Origin of the sequence: Nostoc sp. C052, from assembly GCF_013393905.1 — a bacterium.
Lineage (GTDB): Bacteria > Cyanobacteriota > Cyanobacteriia > Cyanobacteriales > Nostocaceae > Nostoc.
In genome coordinates, this window is record NZ_CP040272.1 from 3335082 (window position 1) to 3354520 (window position 19439).

The 19439-nt window shown below is 38.4% G+C and carries 16 protein-coding genes; 8 read left to right on the forward strand and 8 right to left on the reverse strand.

Annotation, left to right across the window (positions count from 1 at the left end):
- Positions 1-99 precede the first annotated feature (99 nt).
- The 3 genes from FD723_RS13405 to FD723_RS13415 all read left to right on the forward strand — a co-directional run bounded on the left by FD723_RS13405 (position 100) and on the right by FD723_RS13415 (position 4582).
- Positions 100-726, forward strand: a complete 627-nt coding sequence (locus FD723_RS13405; protein WP_179065772.1) for a heme-copper oxidase subunit III — start codon at positions 100-102, stop codon at positions 724-726.
- A 1171-nt stretch (positions 727-1897) separates the two neighbouring features.
- Complete coding sequence (locus FD723_RS13410) at positions 1898-3151, forward strand: serine/threonine-protein kinase (RefSeq protein WP_256875176.1); 1254 nt, start codon at positions 1898-1900, stop codon at positions 3149-3151.
- A 354-nt stretch (positions 3152-3505) separates the two neighbouring features.
- Entirely contained in the window at positions 3506-4582 is a 1077-nt protein-coding gene (locus FD723_RS13415; protein WP_179065774.1) for a PstS family phosphate ABC transporter substrate-binding protein, read from the forward strand.
- Positions 4583-4650: 68 nt separating this feature from the next.
- On the opposite strand, the gene FD723_RS13420 is transcribed toward FD723_RS13415, so the two are convergent.
- On the reverse strand, positions 4651-5448 hold the full coding sequence (locus FD723_RS13420) for a trans-aconitate 2-methyltransferase (RefSeq protein ID WP_179065775.1): 798 nt from the start codon (positions 5446-5448) through the stop codon (positions 4651-4653).
- Positions 5449-5940: 492 nt separating this feature from the next.
- Between FD723_RS13420 and FD723_RS13425 the strand changes: the two genes are divergently transcribed.
- Positions 5941-6816 (forward strand): hypothetical protein, encoded by an 876-nt coding sequence (locus FD723_RS13425; RefSeq protein ID WP_179065776.1) that lies wholly within the window; start codon positions 5941-5943, stop codon positions 6814-6816.
- A gap of 24 nt (positions 6817-6840) precedes the next feature.
- Positions 6841-7209 carry a hypothetical protein gene (locus tag FD723_RS13430; RefSeq protein WP_179065777.1) on the forward strand — a complete coding sequence of 123 codons (369 nt, stop codon included), beginning with the start codon at positions 6841-6843 and terminating at the stop codon, positions 7207-7209.
- Positions 7210-7481: 272 nt separating this feature from the next.
- Here FD723_RS13430 and FD723_RS13435 read toward each other — a convergent pair whose 3' ends face one another.
- Both FD723_RS13435 and FD723_RS13440 read right to left on the reverse strand, forming a co-directional pair.
- Positions 7482-9266 carry a tetratricopeptide repeat protein gene (locus FD723_RS13435; protein WP_179065778.1) on the reverse strand — a complete coding sequence of 595 codons (1785 nt, stop codon included), beginning with the start codon at positions 9264-9266 and terminating at the stop codon, positions 7482-7484.
- Entirely contained in the window at positions 9256-10548 is a 1293-nt protein-coding gene (locus FD723_RS13440; protein ID WP_179065779.1) for an ATP-binding protein, read from the reverse strand. Before FD723_RS13440 ends, FD723_RS13435 begins: the two co-directional genes overlap by 11 nt.
- A gap of 720 nt (positions 10549-11268) precedes the next feature.
- On the opposite strand from FD723_RS13440, the gene FD723_RS13445 reads away from it, so the two are divergent.
- On the forward strand, positions 11269-12591 hold the full coding sequence (locus FD723_RS13445) for a hypothetical protein (protein ID WP_179065780.1): 1323 nt from the start codon (positions 11269-11271) through the stop codon (positions 12589-12591).
- Positions 12592-13217: 626 nt separating this feature from the next.
- On the forward strand, positions 13218-13778 hold the full coding sequence (locus FD723_RS13450) for a nitrate transporter (protein WP_179065781.1): 561 nt from the start codon (positions 13218-13220) through the stop codon (positions 13776-13778).
- Positions 13779-13781: 3 nt separating this feature from the next.
- On the opposite strand, the gene FD723_RS13455 is transcribed toward FD723_RS13450, so the two are convergent.
- Positions 13782-15185 (reverse strand): collagen-like protein, encoded by a 1404-nt coding sequence (locus FD723_RS13455; protein WP_179065782.1) that lies wholly within the window; start codon positions 15183-15185, stop codon positions 13782-13784.
- Positions 15186-15310: 125 nt separating this feature from the next.
- Positions 15311-16333: an NADP-dependent oxidoreductase gene (locus FD723_RS13460; protein WP_179065783.1), complete on the reverse strand. Its 1023-nt coding sequence runs from the start codon at positions 16331-16333 to the stop codon at positions 15311-15313.
- Positions 16334-16380: 47 nt separating this feature from the next.
- Between FD723_RS13460 and FD723_RS13465 the strand changes: the two genes are divergently transcribed.
- Complete coding sequence (locus tag FD723_RS13465) at positions 16381-16560, forward strand: hypothetical protein (RefSeq protein ID WP_179065784.1); 180 nt, start codon at positions 16381-16383, stop codon at positions 16558-16560.
- A gap of 374 nt (positions 16561-16934) precedes the next feature.
- Here the strand turns inward: FD723_RS13465 and FD723_RS13470 are convergent, their stop codons facing one another.
- From FD723_RS13470 to FD723_RS13480, 3 genes are all read right to left on the reverse strand, one after another.
- Positions 16935-18284, reverse strand: a complete 1350-nt coding sequence (locus FD723_RS13470; protein WP_179064452.1) for an IS701 family transposase — start codon at positions 18282-18284, stop codon at positions 16935-16937.
- A gap of 92 nt (positions 18285-18376) precedes the next feature.
- Positions 18377-18970, reverse strand: a complete 594-nt coding sequence (locus FD723_RS13475; RefSeq protein ID WP_179065785.1) for a GNAT family N-acetyltransferase — start codon at positions 18968-18970, stop codon at positions 18377-18379.
- A gap of 12 nt (positions 18971-18982) precedes the next feature.
- Entirely contained in the window at positions 18983-19417 is a 435-nt protein-coding gene (locus FD723_RS13480) for a VOC family protein (RefSeq protein ID WP_179065786.1), read from the reverse strand.
- Between the last annotated feature and the right edge of the window lie 22 nt (positions 19418-19439).

Here is a 19439-nt window from a genome sequence, read left to right on the forward strand (position 1 = left end):
GTTAAAAATTTCTAACTCCTAACTTTTAACTCTTAACTTTTAACTTCTAACTCCTAACTCCTAACTTTTAACTCCTCATTCCCCCACTTATCAAAATTCATGCAAAGTCAAACTATTGACCCAGCTAAAACGGAACTGAATCATCACCACGCGGCGGAAGCGTCTGTCGGTCATCACGAAGAACATCCAGACCATCGCCTGTTTGGGCTGTTTGTCTTTCTGATTGCTGAAGGGATGATTTTTATGGGACTGTTCGGAGCCTATTTGGCTTTCCGTGCCACCTTACCTGTATGGCCGCCAGCAGGTACCCCAGAATTAGAACTATTGCTACCTGGAGTTAACACCATCAATCTAATTTCTAGTAGTTTTGTCATGCACAATGCCGACACTGCAATTAAAAAGAATGATACGCGAGGTGCGCGAATCTGGTTAGCAATTACCGCTGTAATGGGTGCTACTTTCTTGGTGGGTCAAGTATACGAATATACCCATTTAGAATTTGGTTTAACTACCAATTTATTTGCTAGTGCATTTTACGTTTTGACTGGTTTCCACGGATTGCACGTTACCATCGGCGTTTTAGCGATTGTTGCTGTGTTGTGGCGATCGCGCGTTCCGGGTCACTACAGTAACGAAAAGCACTTTGGCATTGAAGCAGCCGAAATCTACTGGCACTTCGTTGACGTAATTTGGATTATTTTGTTCGGATTACTGTATCTACTGTGAGTATTAATTAATTAGTTGTTCAATCCACGCTGACAACATAATAAGCCCCCTAGTGGGGGCTTTTTTATTTCATATAAAAAAATTTTTTATCCTTACTACATAAGCAAAGTCCGCCTCCGAGGACTAACACAAAATCAAGGTCTTCAACCCACGGAGGTGGTTACAGCAGTTTTCGATCAAACCCACCACAAAAATAAATCCTAAAACAAAGCCCAGTATTGCTTTTATTTGTGGCACGTTTGATTGCAATTCGCTGTAAGTCTCGTGTACCCGCGATTTATAATCGCCAGGACTGATATTAAATTGGACTTTTAAAACACCCTCTTAACAAAGACACTGTATTTCTTGCGCTACCAACTAAAAAGTAGGAAAAGTTGGAAAAGTTGGAAAGGTAGGATATTTGATAGAAAATATTGAACAACCAGTTAACATGCTGTAACTTGAGATCCAAAGCATGAAGTTCGCAAAGTTATGCGGATTTCGTTCAAGAAGAGAGATCCAAACTTTTTCTACTTAATGAAAGTGGGAATTTGAACTTCTTAGAGAGAGTACAAGCATTATAATTCGCTATTTTGCTTTATTGTTTGAGTAGTTCATACATTCATTGTGGTGTTTTTTTGCAAGCAAATACGTATTATAAATCAATATAGTTCAGTGAAGTCAAAAACCCTGATTGTAGAGACGCGATTTATCGCGTCTTCAAAGACCAATAATTGCTATTTTTTAGTTTTGTCGAACTCAGGTTGATATGACAAAGCGATCGCCTTTAGTAATGATAAAAATCTGGTAACAAAATTGTGGCGCACACTGTAAGGGTATTTGTGCTTTAAATTCCACTTTTCTGGGTTTTGTTCAGTAATTAGACTGAACCGTTAAAAAATAAGCTTCATGACTCCTGAATATTCTCTTCTACCCACAGTTCTAAATACCGTGGATTAGTGTTAGATTTACTTAAGTGATAAAATTACAGGCTATTCCAAAAATAAATTTCATATTAAGATACCTATAAAGGTGTTGAATAAACCAATCAAGCGGCTAACCATCAAACAGATCCAAAGTATCGGTCGTCTAATCAGAAGAATGCCTTAAATACTAGTAAATCTAGCCGCAGGTATTCATAACCTCACCCAAGCTCTGAATGGTCAGTAAATTAAAAACTAGTATACGCCACATGAGCCAGAACCCTTTAGTCAGAAAAACACTCCGAAGTCGCTTTGAGACTGTCAAACTGATGGGAAGCGGAGGATCTGGTAGTACTTACTTGTTAGGAGGTGCTATACGTAATCGATATAGATACTCTATCGCCAAAAAAACACTTCGGAATCGCTTTGAGATTGTCAAACACTTAGGAAGTGGAGGATCTGGTGATACCTACTTAGCTATTGACTTGGATTTACCAGGACAACCCCATTGTGTCGTCAAACATTTCCACCCAAAAGATTCCAATCCTGCTGTTCTACCCATTGCTAAAAAGCTATTTGGCCGGGAAGCAGAAGTTTTATACCAATTAGGCAACAACCACGATCAAATTCCGAGACTGTTTGCCCATTTTGATGAAGATGGAGATTTTTATTTAGTCCAGGAATTTATTGATGGTCATGCCTTGACTCAAGAAATTGTGCCAGGTCAGCGTCTTAGCGAGAATGCAGTCTTAAATTTATTAAAAGATATCCTGGAAGTGCTGGCCTTCGTCCACGAACATAATATTATTCACCGAGATATTAAGCCTCAAAATTTAATGCGGCGGCACTCTGATCGGAAGATAGTGCTAATTGATTTTGGGAGTATTAAGAAAATTGGTGCTTTGGGAACAGGCTTAACAATTTCTGTTGGAACTCCTGGCTATATGCCAAGCGAACAGGCTAAGGGAAAGCCAAAACTTTGCAGCGATATCTATGCAGTAGGGATGATTGCCATTCAAGCTTTGACAGGTTTGATACCTGAGCAATTACCAGAAGATCCCAATACTGGAGAAGTGATCTGGCGCGATAAAGCACAGGTAAGTGAGGCTCTAGCAAATATTTTAGATACAATGATCTGCGATCGCTACAACCAGCGTTATCAGTCTGCAACAGAAGCTTTGCAAGCGCTTAATTCTGCTCTCCTGTCATCACCATCCTTACAATCTGCTGCCATCAACCAAAATGCTGATGATAGCTATTTGCTAACTTATAGAAACTTTATTTTGCTGCTAGGTATAGGTCTTGGTGCTGCCACTAGTTTGATAGTATTAGTTTTAATCTATACATTTATTCATACGGGGACATCGCTTCCGAACCAACCTACTCAACTAAAGAAATTTCTAGAAAAATTTGTTGAGTTCCCGTTAAATAATACGAATATCCTAGTAGACAAATCAGTAGCTAACAGAGGAGTTTGTCAAAAAAATTGCACCGCTGCAAAGACTACAAAAGAGCAAATTTAGTCTCACCACATTAGAAAGAGTTAATCATCTAGTAGCAATCTTGAAGAAGAATTCAGAAGTCAGAATCAAGACGCGACTCGAAAATAATCGCTCTAAACGTTCGCACAGCCTATCGTAGACAAAGCTTTACGCTGGGCTATCCAACAATCATAGACAATTCATTCTGTTAGTGGTAGCGAGGCGTTTAGCCCATTCTGACTCCTGAATTCTGACTCCTGAATTCTGTTTGATAAAACTAGATATTAACTATTTATGAAAGATTTATCTTGAATCTAAATATTTAAAGATTACTGTAGGATAAATACTTAAGTATTCCTGTAAGATAAATACAATAAACAATATTAAATTAAAAAAATGGACAATACAAATCAAAAAAAAGCTTTAATTAATGCCGAAATCGGATTATTTCTCAGAGGTTTGATTATTGGTAAAGTGTTGACACTTATGGTTATTGGCGGATTGCTTTGGTGGTTACTGAAGCCGAGTTTATCGTCCCGCAGTACCGCTGATTCTTCCTCCAATCAAAGTTTCAAAACCGTTTCTACTAATACAACCACTTTTGGGACAGTTGATAATGTCCCCACTGCTTCATTCAACTATGGAGGTAGTACAGCTTGGGCATCTATCCGGCAATTAGTAGATTCTCAGATCCAGAGCGATCGCCCCGAACTACAATTACGCTACGTAAACCCTATTAATGGTAGCCCTGGTTCTAGCTCAGGCATTCGGATGTTGCTTGATGGGAAACTAGACTTTGCTCAGTCTTCCCGTCCCCTCACAGATGAAGAACAAGCGATCGCAAAAGAGCGAAGCTTTACCCTTGAGCAACGTCAGATTGGTATGGATGGGGTAGCAGTGGTAGTCAATCCATCACTCAAGGTATCGGGTTTAACTGTTGAACAATTGCAGCAAATTTATTTAGGGAAAATTACCAACTGGAATCAAGTAGGTGGGCCAAACTTAGCCATCACAGCTTTTTCTCAACGACCAGAGGACGCAGATACAGTAATATTCCCTAGTAACAGCAACTTGAAGGGGCAATCGCTTGGCTCTAATGTGCAGTATGTCTACTCAACTACAGAGGCAGTGCGCCAACTCAGTAAAAACCCTGGTGGTGTATATTATGCTTCGGCTCGTTCAGTAGTCTTTCAATGTAGTGTCAAGGCTTTGCCATTGGGTAGTACTTCTGGTCAGTTAATTCCCCCCTATCGGGAGCCGATGGTGTCGCCTGAGCAGTGTCCACGTCAGCGCAACCAGCTAAATACTCAGGCGATCAAAAATGGCAGCTATCCTATAATTGCTAATTTGTTTGTGATTATTAAGCAGAATAAAGGTCGGGAACAGCAGATTGGGGATGCTTATGCCAATCTTTTATTAACTGACCAAGGGCAAAGGGCAATTGAGCAAGCTGGTTTTGTCGGGGTTCGCTAATAGATTTGACGGTATTAGTTATTGTTGAGTGCGATCGCCTGAGGCATTTTGGTCTGTAATTAGACTAACTACAATCGCTGGGCTACATACAAAGTAGTTAAGTAACCTTTGGTAATGTGACCATTGAATTTAGTATTAATTAACTCAGCGATCGCATCGAAAAAATGCGCCCTTTTAATGCTATCCAAACTTAGATGCCCAGAGTAGGTATTTAATAGGTTGAGATATGTTGCAGTATCATATTCTGCATCCCATCGATAAGAACGATATGTCACTTCACCAAAGAGGCCCGTTTGCTCAATTTCGCACGTTTTAGTAGGTACTTTATGCTCAGGACGAAGAAGCAAGTCATCCTTAAATATTTCAGGAACTAAGCGGCGATATAACTCCTGCACTTCCTCAAAGAAGCCATTACTAGCATCACTGTGTACGTGTTCATTCCAAAATAGTGCGATCGCTCCTCCAGGACTGAGCGCTTGGACAGTTTTTTCGTAGGCAATTGTGGGATCGAGCCAATGAAAAGCAGTCGCCGCAATCACTAAATTAAAAGCATTCTTTTCTACTGACCAATCCTCAAAAGCTCCAATACAAACTTCTACTTGCGGATAAGTAGCCAGTTTTTGTTGGGCAACTAAGCCGAGATTTTCACCAAGCTCAATACAAAGGATACGATAACCTCGACGCGCAAAAGTTATAGTTGCTTGACCAGTACCACAACCAATCTCTAATATCCTTCCTTGTGGAGTTATTCCTGATAGAGACACCACATCGTCAAAAAGCGCCTTTGGATATCCTGGGCGTACCCGATCGTACAGTAGCGCTACCTGATTAAAAGTAGTTCTTAACTGACTTCTCTCATCCGTCATAGTGTTTATGTACCACACCAGATTGTAATTATATAGCATCAGGATTTATATTTGATAATTTCTAAACTTCCTGGCTTCCTGCTACAAGTAGAAAAAGTTTTTTAGACTTAAAGCCCCTTCCTTATTCGATTTCGGAAATACTTACTAGGACAATGGGCAATCTTTGGAAAATTCATCAACAAGCCGTAACTAACCTCAATACACTAACAAGATCCGACTTTTTCCGACCTTTTCTCACCGTCAAACTTTATATCAGGCAGTAGAGTATTTGTATAAGTAGTTCTCGGAGAAGCTTAGACAATAATTAAACAGCGATCGCAAGTCAACCATTATCTACGATTTACAACATAGTCATAGCAAACATTAATTATAGGGAACTCCAAGAAATAAATTATCCAATATTGTGGGGTAAGCATCTTGCCTGCCCTGAATATAGAACGTTATCGCAATAGCTCTCGGCTTTGCATCTGAAACTAAAGTAATTCCAGAATTATGAATAAAAAATTTTGTAAAGTAGTAGCTATGTTTGTGGTTACAGCTACTTTAGCGACTGGTTGTCGCTCAACTGAGGAGTACAAAAAAATTGCTGAAGCTGGTAACAAATATGCAGAAGCGGTTGACCAATTGTTAATAGCGGCTGGTGATATTAGAATTGAAGCCAGTTCTGAGAAGTTTTTGAGAAATGATCGAGTAACTAATCTGAATGTTGCTGATTATAATAAGGTTTCTCAAGTTGACGATCGGCGAATAGAAATTCTCGGCAAGATTCGTAAACATAATCATCTTTTGCAAGCTTATTTTGCTAAATTGTTTGAACTTGCCGATTCTCAAGCTCCGCAACAGGCAAGTACAGAGATAGAAGGTATCACAAGCAACCTTAATAAGATAGGTAAAGAACTTCAAGGAAGTGATTTAATTACAGATCCTAGTGTATTTGCAGGAGTCACAAATGTAATTGTTGGTTCTCAACTTCGTGGCGCACTTAGAGAAGAACTTGAAAAACGTAATAAAACAATTGTGTTGGAGTTAACAATACAAAAGGAATTACTTCAAGCTTTGAGTCAATCAATTGAACAAGATATGGCACTGATAAAAATAGCACAAGAAGAACGTCTTGTAATCCGACCTCTGATTCAGGAAGAACTCATAAGCGACAATAAAGAATGGATTGAATTCAGAAAAGATGTTTTGACAATGCAAAGGAGATCAAACGAACTAAAAGAAGCTAGTGAGGCATTAGAAGAATTCAAAAATGTGTTCCAAAATTTTATTGAGGGTAAACTAACTATTCAAAGAGTTAATGGCTTTTTAAGGGAGATTGATTCATTTCTAGCAATCGTTGAAGCATCAAAAACAACAAGTAATTAGTAACTATTAGAGAGGAGAATTAACATGGTAAGAGGATTACTTTCTGAGTTGGCTTCTATTGATGAATTAAGAAATCAAATTCTTAAAGATATCAGAAAATTAGAACTACGTCTCAATGCAAGTGATGTTCAAATAGAAATTGAAAAACATGCAGATGCAAATCAAAAGAGAAATTTTATCGATGAACGCACTGATTTTTCTTTAATTCGTGTCAAATTAGAGAATACCATTTTAGAAAGAATCGCTGTCAGGTTAAAAAATCTTGAACCAGAACTTAAAAAGGGTATTGAGGAACTCGATCAAGCAATCGAAGACCTTAAGAATACTATTGGAATACTAGAAGCAATAAAGGGTGTGACGAGTATTATAGCTCGTATTCTTGTAATTATATGAGAAACTTTAATTTGCCGATCGCAACTTGAAACTTTTTCATTCAAGCTCAATTCAAGTACGATCATACTTTCCAATGTAGAATTATTTGGTGCGAACTTCAACTGTAATTATAATTAGCGATCGCACCTTCCACTACACATCCTTCAGATCCCTGACTTCTTAAAAAAGCCAGGGATCTATCTATGTATGCAGATGCGGTTGATGGAAAACATCTTTAGCCATTTTGCTATCTCTAGATTAGAGTCAGCTTAACCCAAAATGATATTTTAGCTCTATATCATGCGATCGCACTCTCCATTACTCTCCATTACTGCGGCAAGTTTTTCTAAATTTTGACGAACAGCAACACTACGAAGATGATTTACACCCCAGATTCGCTCACAAATATCTAAAGCTTGTAAATAAAGGGGTTTAGCTTCACTGTAACGTTCTGTGGCGCGATAGATTTCTGCTAAATTGTTGAGACTTTCGGCAACATTGGGATGATTTTCTCCCAATAGGTGCTTATCAAGCTCTAAGGCTTTTATACATAAAGATTCTGCCTCATTGTAACGTCCCTGTTCTCTATACATATAACCCAAAGCATAGATAGTATCTGCTAGAAGCGGATGCGCTTTTTGTAATAAACGCTGCTTGAGTTCTAATGATTGCAAAAACACTGCTTCAGCTAGCTCGTAGCGTCCTTGAGCGCGGTATATTAAACCTAAATTGTGTAAATCTGTTGCAACATCAGGATTCTCTTCTCCCAAAAATCGCTTATCTAGTTCTATTGCTTGTTGTGATAACGGTTCAGCTTCACTGTAACGTCCTTGATGATAATAAAGTAGCGCTAAATTATTCAGTATGAGAGCGAAAGAAGGATGATTTTCACCCAGCAAACGTTTTTCGAGTTCTAATGATTGCAGATATAGAGGTTCTGCTTCGTCATAACGTCCTTGTTCATCATATAGTAATGCCAAATTGTTCAGACTAGCGACAACATCAGCATGCTTTTCTCCTAACAGGCGTTTTCTAAGTCCTAAAGCTTGTTGATATAAAAGTTCCGCTTTATTATATTGTCCAGTAGATTTGTAGAGTCCTGCCAAATTATTTAGGCTAGTTGCAAAAGCAGGATGGTTTTCTCCTAGCAGGCGTTTTCTCAATTCTAAAGCTTGTTTATATAAGGGTTCGGCTTCGCTGTAGTTTCCGATTGCACGATATATTCCTGCTAAATTGTTGAGGTTAGTAGCTAAGTCTATCTGCAAACCTAATTCATTTTGTAACTCACTCGCTTGACGCCAATATTTAATTGCTAATTCTTGTTCTTCTTGATAATTTTGAGATTCACCCTGCTCTAATCTGCTGCGGTAAATATCACCCAATCTTGAATATAAAGTAGCCAAGGTAGGATCTTTAGTTCCTTGCTCTTGTTCTACTTTCTCAATTAGCCTTTGTAAATCTTGGATAGGTAAGAAAAAGTGATTGCTTTCATTAGTATCTGTACTGGCTAATTCTGTGTCTCTAAAAACAAAGCGGATATTTTCTAATTCTTTACCAGGAATAGCATTTGTCTTTTTAGATTCAAACCGAAATACACCATTACGCCAACTCCAAAAATCAGGAGCTTTTTTAATCAAGTTAACTAAAATTTGATTAGTTACCCAAAGCACGATCGCAAAGGGAAATTCGCGTAATCCTTCCCTTGTCCACTGTAAGTAACCAAAAAATTTCTCCTGTTCTGATTGCTCTTTTCCCAACCTGAGAAAATAAAGTTGTTCAGCACCCGTCACCGTGATTACCGCCGGGTTCTGCTGACGGAGATATTCTTCTTGTTGTACCAGTTGGTTAAGAGCAGCTTTTAGGCTCGGTTCCTGACGTGCTAAAGTCACTCGATATAGACCGAAGGTGGATTGTAGTTCAGCTTCATAGTGGGCAATAATCTCATCACGAAAGCTAGCATCATCACAAACCGCAATCAGTAAATTTAAACCCCGCTTTTGAGCTTCAATAGAAACAATTAAATCATCATACGCATCTTGATTTTCTCCCTCATCATCTAATAATTCCTCATTTAACATTAATAGCTCCCTGTCTTCTCAAGCTTTCGATAATAATTGGATGAACATCATACCAAGTTTCATCAGTGCGATATTCTAGAACATATAGCCCATGTAGCAAATCCAAAAACTCTGCTTGTTTCGGGTCATTGGGCATAAATTGTTCATAAACACTCTGCAAAATATCTATATCAATCTTTCCTAAACGGATAGAAAAATCATTGCGAATTTTATTGATTGCTTGCAGGAGAATTTTATCATCAATAATAACTTTTGCTGAGGGATTTCGCCGAATAGTCCGCAAACAAATGCGGCAACATTCCTTAGAAATACGAATTAACTCTCGCAAGACGCCACCACTGTAAATCACAATTTTTTCAGCCGTTTCTGCTGCGATTAATTCACTGGGAATGCGCTTTTGTAAAACTTCACCGAGAATCTTTGTTGCTTCCGGGCGAGGTTGGGCATTAGGGAAGCGATTTTTACCTTTATCAAATATTTTTAATACAGGCATTGCTACTACTTGATCGTTGGTTTCAGTAGTAATTATTGTGCTAATAAATGTTTCCCGAAGGACTGCGATCGGTATGGTGTAAATAATTTGAAAGTTCGGTTGACAAAGAGCTTTAATGTTATCCCGATAAATTTCGTTAACTCTGCCTAAGTCCAGTTTATCTAAATCATCAATAATTACTAAAACATTTTGTTTAGTTGCAGCTTGAATTAGAGCCGCAATTTCATTAATTCTGGCAACTAAATCTGATAACTTGCGTTCAAACTCTTGCTTAATTTCATCCCGGACACTTGCATCAGCTTTTAATTTAGAGCTAATCAATTTTAAGAGGTCAAAACCTATACTAGCTTCTGCTTGTAAATTTAATTCTTCAGTACGAGTACGGGTAGCAAACCATTTATAAAGAGCTTCTTTAGTAGATTGCGGAATATCAACTTTACGGGCTTCTGCCTCTGTCATTAAATTAACTGCGATCGCAAACAATATATTAATATGATTAACAGCCGACATTTCAATTTTGTCAGCAATAGAAAACAGAACTACAAAATATTTATCTTGAATTTGTCTGCTAAACTCAGCTAACAAAGTAGATTTACCACATCCCCGATGTCCTGTAAAGACAATTTTGCCATCTCCATTAGGACTATCTTCCACTAATTGGTTTAAGTCTGCAATTAAATCATCACCATATTCGACTCTAAATCTTTCCATCTCGTTCCGTTCCATCAACGGAAATAGTTCGAGATTGCTGTATGCTTCTTGAAATGAGTTTAATAAGTCTTGAGACATTGGATAGTGCCGGAAACGTGCTAACTATCCATATAATGGCTCATGATTTTTGAAGTAGAAGTCCAGGCAATTACAGCTTTACTAACTTCGTCAATAAATGAGTACTAGGTGATACTGTCGTATGTTTTCAAAGAGGATACTTTATCTTCCACAATCTCAACCGAGAAGCAAGTAATAGAGGTGAATCTAAATAAGAGTGAACAATAGATTATACATTCGACAAATCTAAATAAATAATAGATTATACATTTGAAATAGTGAAAGTTACCTAACAAATTAAGAAAATTAAATTTTCATTTATAAAATAAAGTTTTTAGCTTGCTTTGCTTTTGTATCCTCTTGCTATCCATAAGAGAGTAAAGTCCAGTAATTCCTACGATGTGCTATGACGTTTCTTATTCAGATGGGGTACAACGTTATATCGCAAGGTGTGCAATACCCTGTGGGAAGCAGCTTCTCTACGAGACGCTTTGCGAATGCGTCTACATGAATTGCCCCTACGGATGGAATACAGTTTAGATAGAGCAACAAAACCCTGATGTAGAGACGCGATTTATCGCGTCTTGAAATACCAATTATCTACACCAATAACCCTTAACCCAACCGTATTGGGTTATAAAGATAAGTTGGACAGCGCATGACAAGTTTTTTAATATACAGAATCACTCAAGTATGGTTACACTACCGACATAGTAATCACTGTTGGTGGAATACCGAGCGATGTATAAAAACGCTAAAAAATTTACTGCTATTTTTCTGTTGGTTTTTCTGTTGATTGTTTCTATCAACTTTGCAGTAATTGCTCAAGATAGTTCAGATATCCCGGCTGTGAATTTTGCATCGCCTCAAGTCTGTTCAGTGCCTCCTAATCTTAAAACTCAACAAGTCATTGCTGACAACGATCGCACCCAAGTTACAATGGGCGATCGCATCAGGATAAGAGTTGAAGGATTAGCAGCAGCGACCAGAAATGCAACGGCTAAAAATCCATTTGATCCTCGCCAATTAGTGTTGTACCTAGATGGCTATGAACTAGAGGATGTCCACGGAGAACCAGTCACCGTCATGATTCCGGGTAAAGATCAAAGCAAAATTGTTGATGATAATTGGTTAGCCTTTCTACTGAAACGTACCAACTCATCTCAAGCTGCATGGAATACGCTTCTTGGTCAAGGAAGCAGATATAGTATTAACGCGATTCCGGGAGTAGGCTGTCCCAAGAAACTGGCAATTCCGGTGAGCAATCCTCTATCACCTCCTAAATTAACAATAGTTCTGTTATCATGGCGATTTTGGCTGTGTCTGCTTCTACTTCTGGCTATTGCATTAATATTCATTAGATATTGCCGAAATGCCCTTCGTAGCCCTGGAATAGAAGGGGCTTACTCTAAAAAAGAAGTAATCGATGGTGAGGAACTGTTAATCCCACAAAAGCTTGAAGTTCAAAAACAAACTCGGAAGAGCCGAATTGCTCAGTTTTTTCTTGGTAGAAAAAAATTGAACAAAAACCCCTTCAGTCTCTCGATATCTCAACTTGCTTTTTGGACATTTCTGATTTTTGGTTCTTACCTGATTATCTACGGTATAACAGGAGATTATGCTAATATTTTGACTCGACAATCACTAATCTTATTAGGAATTAACTCTGTAACTGCATTTGGTACTTCCTTAATTGATGGCCAGGGTAATGAGGAAAAGAGAAAAGGTAGTCAAGGAGTTTCTGAAGGGTTTTTCACTGATATATTATCAGATATTAATGGAGTAAACTTTCATCGGTTCCAAACATTTATTTGGACGGTTGCGATCGGACTATTCTTTATTTTGGAGGTGATTAAAAATCTGGCAATGCCGGAATTTGATGATACACTGCTGACACTACAAGGAATCAGTGCTGCAACATATCTTGGACTTAGAGGGCAAGAACAGCATGGTATGACTAAAGATCCAGAATCTCCATCGAAAGAAGATAAGTTATCTGAACCACCCCTTTTAACCAAACAAGACAATCCACCAGAGAGCGATCCATCGATTCCTCCTAACTAAATCCTAGAGGTTGTTTGAAATGTGATTAGTTGTGATTTTAGGCACTTATTAAAGTTATTCAACCCACGGTGGTGGGTAAAGTTTCGTGTTGCCGCGATTTCTAATCGCCAGGGCTAGTATTAAATTAGACTTTTCAAACAGCCTCTAATAGCTTCAGTTATCTAGCTTAGGTTAAGGAACGTAGAGCCAATTTTTTCAGGTCTTTGTTGGGTTGCGCTTTGGTTCACTCAACCTACAATTTTTCACAAAGCCAAGCATATTACGCTATATTCTGTATTGCTAATAACAAATTTTGCTATTTATTTAGTATTAAAAGTTGTAGATATTCATACTTAGTGTAATCATCAAGCAAGTAAATTATGGAAATTGTATTGAATTTACTAATCAGGATTTGCTTTTCTGATAAAGTTTAGTAAAGATAAATTTTACCTCTTCTTTGTACTACTCCTCTCAAATCGTAATCATACCTAGTTTTTTTAATTAGCTATTAATAAGGAGAAGATATAAAAAATCTTGTAGCAATCATAAAAAAGGTGTAATTAAATACCTTCTCCATTTGCTGTTTTGTGTTGATGCCGCAGTATTTCCCAAATGTTTTCTATGAGAACTGAGGCAGAGAAAATAATATGTTTTTAGACATTTTAGCTAGCCTACAACGGTTATTTGTTGGTTACATTCCAGCCGTTGTATTGGGTAGTTTTGTTGGATATTTCATCGGGATGAATAGCGTGATTTATCAGATGTTTAGACTGATATTTCAGATACCACATAGTATTCCTCCTATAGCTTTGCTACCTATTGCCCTAATAGCATTTCAAGAGAGCGACACGGCTGCTATTATAGTAGTTTTTCTAGGAACTCTCTGGACGATGATCATTAATACAGCAATAGGTATGCGACATTTTCAGAGACAGAATAATAACTTTCGAGTAGCTATTTTTCATATATTTCATGCTTTGAAAGTTAGCATTTGGGTAGCCTGGTTTATAGTTATTGCCACAGAAATGTTAACAGGCCCCAAAGGACTTGGCTTTACTCTTTGGGAAGCTTATAAAGCTGGCAATACTGATTATATAATCCAGGTGATCATCTACATCGGGATTATTGGCTTTTTGCTGGATCAGTTACTAGATTTCGCAGCTTATATTCTCTCGCAAATGGTTTCAGACGGGAAAAAATCTTCTTAAACTTTATCGAGGCTTGCGGATTGTACCTTGCCAGCTAATAGTTTGCTTGGCAGAACGTATTCCCAATGAACGAGTTGCTATAACTTCAATATCAACATTGACACCAGGGCGTAAAGCGTCGTCAGGAATTTTTAGCTTGCCCAAAGCTAAAGTAAAACTATTGTAGTCACGAGTTACAAGTTCGTTGGGAATATCCCCCTCGTATTCAGTTTTGTAACCAGAAAAACCGTGTAAAGTATCCTGGGCGCGGAATTTCACGCGAAACTGAGTATTAATGGCATCAGACTTGGCTGCTAAATCGACTATTTTTAAGTTCAGGTTTTGTCCAGCATCGGCAAATTCTGCCACGGCTAATCGGGTGACATCTTTTTTGGCAATGGCATGGTTAAGGGTAAATGTTGTTAAGTTAGCCTCACTCTTGCTACTACCATCAACCCATAATTCCTCAGAAAAAGTAATTTCTACTTGTTTGTTATCAGTTAAATTTAGTGTTACAGCTTGATTACCAAAGCTGGTGATGGGCTGTCTTTCTTGCCAAACTATTTGAAAAGCCTCTTCTAGACGTTGTTCAAACTCTCGATAATCATCAGCGATCGCAGCACCAGGCGCAAGTAGAGAAGCTGCCCCTATGCGTTGATTCCACTTGTTCTTTGAGAGGTTGAATTGTTTGTTTACCAGTTCCGAAATTGCTAGCTGCACAGTTGGATTATCAGCTGCCAAAGCTTGCTTGCTATTGACAATACTCAAAGTTCCTAAGCGTCCTTGGCTACCATCGCTACCATCACTGCCATCTCGTCCATCGCTACCGTCACCACATCGATAAACCTTCTCAGTACACTTATAATCAGGACTACCAGGGGTTCCCTGGCAGGTTTCCACTTTCCAACTGCGTCTGTGACAGTTACAACCCTCCGTGCCATTGCCACCTCTACCGCCACGCCCACCTTTTCCACCAGTTGCCCGAATGGAAATATTTCGTAAATCTGCCAAATTGCTGTAATACACTGTCAGGGAACCGCCATTTCCCCCATTTCCTCCTTTGCCACCGTTACCGCCATTACCACCATTTGGTGCGCTTATATCGTGGCTGACGCGATCGCGTTGGGAACCACAGTCAGGTTGCTCGCCATGTTCCCCGTCTTCCCCGTCTTCACCATCTTTACCCGACAAGTCAAGATTTACAGGTGAACCATTGACAAAAATGTTTTGGTTTTCACCGCTGCTACCATCTCTACCTGATCGCCCATCGGTTCCTGTACGTCCGTCTCTGCTATGATTTCTGGCTAATTTATAGTATTCGTCAGAGGCAACGGCTGGACATAAAACTGAACCAGAGGCGGGCAACAAGCTAGTAAATAAGCAGAATGTCAGCAGTAGTGGTAGCTTACTCCTAAAATCATTTTGCATCTAGTTACACCTAAAACTTTACTTTAATTATCTACTCCTGACGCTGATTTTCAACAATTTGCTCCCATTTGGAAATAATTTGAGAGATTCAGATCCCCGACTTCTTCAAGAAGTCGGGGATCTTTTTAAGGTGCTGTTGGATCGTCATTAACCTTAACAATCAGCTTGCCAAAATTATCACCTCGAAGTAAACCGATGAATGCAGTAGGAGCCTTTTCTAAACCATCAGCTACATCTTCTCTATACTTGAGTTGACCAGACTGTAACCATCCAGAAACATCATGTAAAAAATCGTTAAATCGATGTTGGTAATCGCCAACTAAAAAACCTTTAATCAAAGCCCGTTTGACTAGCAATGGTCTTAAATTAGGCCCTGGTGGAGTAGATGTAGCATTATACTCCGAAATCAAACCTACTAGTGGAATTCTTGCCCCAAGGTTGATTTGCTGCAACACAGTTTCTAAAATTACACCTGCGGTATTGTCATAGTAAACATCAATGCCATTGGGGGCTGCTTCTTTAAGCGCTGAATCAAGTTCTTGAGTTTTGCGATTAATGCCAACATCAAAACCTAATTCTTTAACTATATAATCCCGCTTATCGTCACTCCCAACAATTCCCACGACTCGCGCACCTTTGATTTTGGCAATTTGACCTACTACCGCACCCACAGCGCCAGAAGCAGCTGAAACCACAACAGTTTCACCTTCTTTCGGTTGACCGATATCAAGTAAAGCAGCATAAGCAGTCAAACCAGGCATACCCAGTACACCTAAACTATAGGATAAAGGTGCTTGAGTAGGATCAAGTTTACGCAGTGTCTCACCTTTAGATACAGCATAAGTTTGCCAACCATTACCACTAAGAACAAAATCCCCTACTTGAAATTGAGGATGATTTGATTTAATTACTTGGCTGACTGTACCACCGACAATAACTGAACCCAATTCTATTGATGCAGCATAAGACTTGCCTGCACTAATTCGACCACGCATATAAGGGTCAAGAGATAGATAAATGGTGCGGCTAAGAATTTCGCCTTCACCCGGTTCGGGAGTTGGTGTTTCTACCAAAGCAAAATCATTCTCTTTCGGTTCGCCAACGGGACGACTTTTAAGAATAATTTGTTTGTTAATTAAATTAGACATCAGTTATTTTCCTCTAAATTAATCTGACCATTTATGAGTATACAGATGTGTACAAGCATTCCGAAAATACTTCTACCTTTAGTGTGAGACTGACAAAAAATCTAGAATTATTATTCTATAGTTTCAAAAAATCTGTACAACTCGAAAACCCTGATTTTCGGAAGCATCCCAAATGTGCAAGTTATATCAAACTCAGATTACAAATTGTCATTGCGATCGCAACGTAGTGGAGTGAAGCAATCCCATATCTTGCGATCGCAACTCTTGGAGACGCACTCGCGTTCACTACGCTGTCGCTTCGTACCCTGCGGGTTCTCCGTTCGCGTAGCGTTCCGTAGGAAAGGAGTACGCAATGACAAACATGTTCTTGCAAAATTGGGATGCTCCCTGATTTTCTCTTCTCCATTTTCGACATAGATAAATAAGCTTAAAAAAGAAATTTATTACATTACAGTTCGTACAAGCCCAAAACACTTGCAGAGACAGCGATTTATCGCGTCTTTAAAACCTAAATTTGTTGCCAGTAGCCCTTAAATGATCCGTTTTTTATTATATTACTCCCTCTTTTGTTACCTTCGGGAAAGAAAAATAGAGAAGAAGACTAACTAGCAATAGAGAAACGAATCGGAGAAGCTCGAAAATCATTCATCAATTCAATCAACTTAAGGAAACAGCGTTTCATCCCAGGAATATTGAATACATCTAACCAAGGTAAGAGCAAATGGTAAAAGATATAAGGTTGAATAATGAGCCTCAAGTTATTAAGAGAACTTTTCCATGTAATGCCAGGTTCCCACTGGCGATGTTGACTAAACTGACTAATTGATGAATCTCTAAGTGAAGAGTAATCAGAGCTAGGATTTGAAAGATTTTGGTTGGCAAATTTCTCAGCCTCTACCTGGAAATAAGTCGCCTGAATGCTTACTAGAAGATAGGCACTAAAAATTATCTCCCACCAGCGTTCAATGCTTTCATAGTCTGTCAGGCGAAAATCAGCCCAACCGAGTTCATTTTTGACTTGTTTAAAGCCATATTCAATCCAGTTTCTTAAACTATAAAGTCGAGCAACGTTGAGTTGAAGGTCAACAGATAAATTAGTCATAACATACCAGCTTTCTTCTCCTGTAGGGTCAGGAACATTACTTTTACTGATTTGGTAATATCTCAAGCGACGGCGTTGACCAAAAATGATTTCTCGAAGATAACGAGTTTCTGTTTTACGGTGTGAAAGCTTTTGCTCATAAGCTTTCCAGGAGTTATAACGTTTCCGGCTTCCCGGCGGCATCAATACACCATGATTCGAGCGGATTGCCACAATAAATTCTAAATTTAGATTTTCTAATACCCGAATAACATCTCCACTCTCTCCATAAAGACTATCTGCCAATACCAACTTGATTTTTAAACCCATCTCTTTTATTTCTTGAATTATTTCCACTGCTATTTGTGGTTTAGTTTTATATTTATCTCCTGCTTGCAGTCTATTTCTAGGTTTAAATATTTGAAATATCAATGGATAAGTAATTCCATCTACTACCCCATAGGCATTTACTGATACTATGCCATTTTCTGTTTTTCCTAAATTCCCAATATATTGACGAGTCACATAATCTGTAGATTTTCCTTTCTTCTGATCTCCTGTTTCATCAATGCATAAAATTATTTCTCGTTCCCCAATAAACATTTTTGTTAACCACAGCCTAATTTCTCTGATTTTTTTGACATCCCACAGCGCATCTCTTAAAAAATGATGTAGTGTTTGGCTATCTTTTAGCCCCGCCGTTTTAGCTATTTCTGGCAGAGATTTTCTCTTAATTTCTGAAAGCATTCCCAAATGTAAAAATTTGAATGCTTCAAAATGTCTCACATCTTCAAACACTGAACAATAGTGTTGACAATAGTTATCTATGAAGGCCACTGTGCTTACTGCTTGTCTGCGCTGCGTAACCATCCCTATTACTTACTGTTTCTGGTTTTCTTCCTGATTATACTTTCCCCGTAGTAACAAAAGAGGGTTACTAATAATCAAAATTAATTAAACAGCTAATTATTAAAAAACCTGCTATTTTCCCACTCACTCCGTAAAATGCTGTAAATATAATCATCCCATAGTTTACCGTCTAACTCATGATGTTCTCTTAAAATTCCATCTCTATGAAAACCGAGCTTTTCAAGTAGTTTAACTGAGCCAATGTTGAAAGCAGCAGTCTGACAATATAATTTGTTGAGTTCTGTTGTTGTCAACAGGTAATCGATAGCAGTAATCAACATTTTTGTGCCTAAACCCTGGTTTCGCAATTTTGGGTTGATGGTATATCCAAATTCTGCCGAACGATTTCGTGGGTTAATATCAAAATATCTGAATCTTCCTACAGGTTCTTCTAATCCATCAATAAGGAAAGCAAAAATTATTGTTTTATCACTTATAGTAATTCTTTGACCATCAATAATAGGACGACATGTTTTTGTTTCTATGCGGTCAAATTTACCCCAGTCCTTAAAGGATATCTGGTGTTTAGCAGTTGCACGTTCAAGCCACATAATTAATTCACCTACGCCAACTGGCAGAAAACCAAGATTTTTTAGACGCTCGCCAGAAGCTTTAAGTGATCGTAGCCACTGGCGTGCGACTTCCAATTATCTTGGTATCTAAGACAATGTTACTGAATGTCTTTCTAATAGTAACTCTTCTGTTTGTAGCTGTTCAAAAGTATTCTTGATAAACTCTGTAATTTCTATACGATTCCCACCGGGATCGCGGAGGAAAAATCGCACGTATCCGGGAAGTGGTCGCTGATCGGGAATAATTTCTACCCCATGTTTTTTTAGATGTTCCTCAAAAGCGTTCAAGTTATCGACTTGAAAACAATAATGTCGTCTAGATGCTTGGTTATTAGCGTTTTTCTCTGTACTAATGTGCAGTTCAATATCTTCCAATTTATACCATGCTCCTGAATCGTTTTTAATTACTTCAGGTCTGGGAATTTCAGTCAATCCCAAAACTTTGCTGTAGAAAAACAGCATTGCATCCTCCACCTCAAGCGGATAGGTTACTTGAATATGATGAACTGTATCAAGTTTCATAAATTTTTCTCCTAGTTTGGGT